Genomic DNA, 3,898 nt, shown 5'->3' with positions numbered 1-3,898 from the left:
GAAACTGATGAAACACTGGTGGGGAGTATCTCGGTTTGTCTTCAACCAAACCATTAAATATCTACAGGAACCAGATAGAAAAGCTAATTGGAAGGCTATCAAGACGGGAATCATTAATGATTTACCAGAATGGGCTAAAGAAGTCCCCTACCAGATTAAATCAATAGCAGTCAAAGACGCTTGTGAAGCCGTTAAAAATGCTCAAAGAAAATATCAAAAAACTGGGGAAATCCAGAAAATAAAATTCCGTTCCCGTAAAGATAAACAGCAATCATGTTATATTCCTAAGTCAGCCATTTCAGAAAAAGGAATATATCACACAAAATTAGGGCAAATACGCTTCACCGAATCACTGCCCGACAATTTTGGGGATAGCCGATTAGTATCCAGAAATGGACAATACTATTTAGCTATTCCCCATGAGGTGCAACGATGCGAATCCGATAACCAAGGACGCATTGTCGCCCTAGACCCCGGTGTTAGAGATTTTCTGGCACTATTCTCGCCTAATAGTTTTGGCTCAATCGGGAGTCAGGATATAGGTAAAATCCAACGATTATGCTATCACCTTGATGATTTAATTTCTCGTTCTACCAAAGTTAATGCTAAAACCAGAAACCGTTATCGAAAAGCAGCTAATCGACTAAGAAATAAAATCAGGAATTTAGTAGATGAACTTCATCATCAAGTTGCTAGATTCCTAGTTGATAACTTTGATGTGATTCTTTTGCCTACTTTTGAAGTGTCAGAAATGGTTCTAAAAAATAGCAGGAAGATTCGCTCAAAATCTGTTAGACAGATGCTTAACTGGTCTCATTACCGATTTAAGCAATTTCTCAAGCATAAGGCTTTTGAGATGGGTAAATTAGTAATAGACTGCTGTGAAGCCTATACGTCGAAAACAGTTAGCTGGACTGGTGAATTAATACATAACTTAGGTGGAAAAAAAGTCATTAAATCCAAGATTGATGGCAAGACGATGGATAGAGATATTAATGGCGCACGAGGAATTTTTCTTCGTGCTTTGGGAGATACCCCCTCTTTAAGAGACTCTCTTAGAGTGCATTGTTAATGTATGTTAGCAAAAAAGTATCGGTATGGAATGAGGTCAGCGTGCTATTAAATACCTACGATCCCGAAGGCTTCTACGACGAACTATTCTTAGATGATGGTCAACCTCGTCCCCACGCGTCCCCTTTAATCAAATGGTTGCAGAATCTGCCGCCCCGAGAACTTCAACAACACCGGGAAACCGCTCAGTCGGCCCTGTTTGAATTGGGGGTGACTTTCAATGTCTATAGTGACAATCAAGGGGTGGAAAAAATCTTTCCTTTTGATATTATTCCCCGAATTGTCGCGGCTGAGGACTGGGATTATTTAGAAAGAGGACTGAAACAACGCATCAAAGCTCTCAATCTTTTTCTCTCCGATATCTACAATGACCAGTTAATCATTAAAGATGGCATTATTCCCCCCGAATTAATCGCCTCGGCGACGGGATTTCTGAAACCCTGTGTGGGACTAAAACCCGCCGGAGGTATCTGGTGTCACATCACGGGAACCGATTTAGTCCGCGATAAAGATGGTCAATGGTACGTTTTAGAGGATAATTTGCGGGTTCCTTCCGGTATTTCTTATGTCCTCGAAAATCGTCGGGTAATGAAAAGCACCTTCCCCGATATTTTCCAGACAATGAATGTTAAACCGGTGGATGATTATCCTTCCCATCTGTTGGAAACTCTCCTCAATTTAGCCCCACCCCAATTACCTAATCCCACCGTGGTGGTTTTAACCCCCGGAACCTATAATTCTGCCTACTTTGAACATTCTTTTATTGCCCAACAAATGGGGGTAGAATTGGTGGAAGGGCGTGATTTAGTCGTCTTTGATGGTTATCTACAAATGAAAACCACCAAGGGATTAAGACGGGTAGATGTGGTATATCGTCGCCTCGATGATGACTTTTTAGATCCGGCGGTTTTTCGTCCCGATTCGATGTTGGGTGTACCAGGGTTATTAAAAGTTTTCCAGGAAGGCCGCGTCGCTTTAGCTAATGCCCCGGGTACGGGAGTCGCCGATGATAAGGTTATTTATGCTTTTGTCCCCGATATGATTCGTTATTATCTGGGAGAAGAAGCGATTTTAAATAACGTTCCCACCTATCTTTGTTGGCGAGAAAAGGACTTAGATTATGTCTTAAATAATCTCGATAAGTTAGTTGTGAAAGCCGCTAATGAGTCGGGAGGTTATGGGATGTTAGTCGGTTCTCAAGCTACCCCCGAACAAAGGGCAGAATTCGCCCCACGCATTGCCGCTAACCCTCGCAATTATATCGCTCAACCGGTGTTAAGTCTTTCTAGAGTTCCCACTTTAATTGACACGGAAGTTGAAGGTCGTCATGTGGATTTACGTCCCTATATTCTCCATCGTGGCGATGAAATTTATGTGCATCCCGGGGGGTTAACTCGCGTGGCTTTGAAAAAGGGTTCTTTAGTGGTTAATTCTTCTCAAGGTGGTGGCAGTAAAGACACTTGGGTTTTAACCAAGTAATCAAGACAATAATCAAAATTTTGCTGGGTTACGGCCAAAATTAAATCATGAGTCGAGTGCATAAATTATTTTCGCCCAATCCACCCTAACCTTTTCACTTTTTCCTGGTTAATTATGCTTAGTAGAGTTGCCGATTCAATTTATTGGTTAAATCGCTATATTGAACGGGCAGAAAATGTCGCCCGGTTTATGGATGTTAACCTTAATTTAATGTTAGATGTACCTACCAGTGTTTTGCAACAGTGGGAACCTTTGGTTTTAACCACGGGAGATTTAGAACAATTCAAGAAACGTTACGGCACAGCCACCGCAGAAAATGTGATCAATTTCTTGACATTTGACACGGAATATAGTAGTTCAATTATCTCTTGTTTGCGCTGGGCGCGAGAAAATGCTCGGTCAGTTCGCGAGATTATTTCTTCGGAAATGTGGGAACAGGTTAATGGTTTTTTCTTAATGGTAAAAGATGCTTCCTCTTACCATCCTCAAACTACTTTACCGAACTTTTTTACCCAAGTTAAATTGGCTAGTCACCGTTTTGCAGGGGTGATGGATGCAACGATGACTCATAATGAAGGTTGGCATTTTGGCGTTATGGGAAGATTACAGGAACGCGCCGATAAAACCGCCAGAATTCTTGATGTTAAATACTATTATCTCTTGCCTTCCGCTCAATGGGTAGGAACTTCTCTAGACCAAATTCAATGGATTGCTTTACTGCGGTCGGTGAGTGCCTACGAAATGTATCGTAAATGTCAACGACGGATTACTCCTAGTGACGTGGCCGAATTTTTAATTCTTAATCGAGAATTTCCTCGTTCAATTCACTTTTGTCTGCGGGAATTAGACCACTGTTTGCATCAAGTTACCGGTACTCCTGTAGGAACTTGGGGCAATTCAGTAGAAAGAAGTTTAGGGCGACTTTGTGCCGAAATGAGTTATCTAACTATCGAGGATGTTATTGAAATGGGATTGCATGAATTCCTCGACCATATTCAAAAAAGAGTTAATGATGTGGGAATAAAAATGACAGAAACTTTCTTTGTTTTTAATCCTGAACTTGCCTCACCTCTGCCAGTAAATAACTTTCAATATCAATCCCAATTAACAACTTAATGCGTTATCACATTCGGCATCAAACTAACTATTTCTATAATCAACCCGTGATTTTATCACCCCATCTGCTGCGCTTGCGACCAAAATCCGATGGTGGGCAAACTTTACGAGAGTTTACCCTCAAAATTAACCCAGAACCTTTAACAATAACTAATATTATCGACCTCGATGGCAATTCTTGTTTACAAATTTGGTTTAATCAACCGACGGAAGAATTATTGATTGATATGGT

The 3,898-nt window shown here is 41.0% G+C and carries 4 protein-coding genes; all 4 read left to right on the top strand.

The window, feature by feature from the left end; translation table 11 throughout:
• Positions 1 to 1,072, top strand: a 1,072-nt coding sequence (locus tag PX636_RS08220) for an RNA-guided endonuclease InsQ/TnpB family protein (protein ID WP_288116709.1), incomplete at its 5' end; no start/stop codon positions are given.
• Between the two features lie 41 nt (positions 1,073 to 1,113).
• Entirely contained in the window at positions 1,114 to 2,550 is a 1,437-nt protein-coding gene (locus PX636_RS08215) for a circularly permuted type 2 ATP-grasp protein (RefSeq protein WP_002798127.1), read from the top strand.
• 114 nt (positions 2,551 to 2,664) lie between these two features.
• A complete protein-coding gene (locus tag PX636_RS08210; RefSeq protein WP_287999443.1) occupies positions 2,665 to 3,666 on the top strand; it encodes an alpha-E domain-containing protein in 1,002 nt (333 codons plus the stop codon).
• Positions 3,666 to 3,898 (top strand): transglutaminase N-terminal domain-containing protein (locus PX636_RS08205; protein ID WP_288116708.1); only part of this gene is annotated, 233 nt, incomplete at its 3' end. The genes PX636_RS08210 and PX636_RS08205, both read left to right, overlap by 1 nt.

Source organism: Microcystis sp. M53598_WE2, from assembly GCF_030067735.1.
Lineage (GTDB): Bacteria > Cyanobacteriota > Cyanobacteriia > Cyanobacteriales > Microcystaceae > Microcystis > Microcystis aeruginosa.
This window is presented reverse-complemented; position numbering and strand designations above follow the sequence as displayed.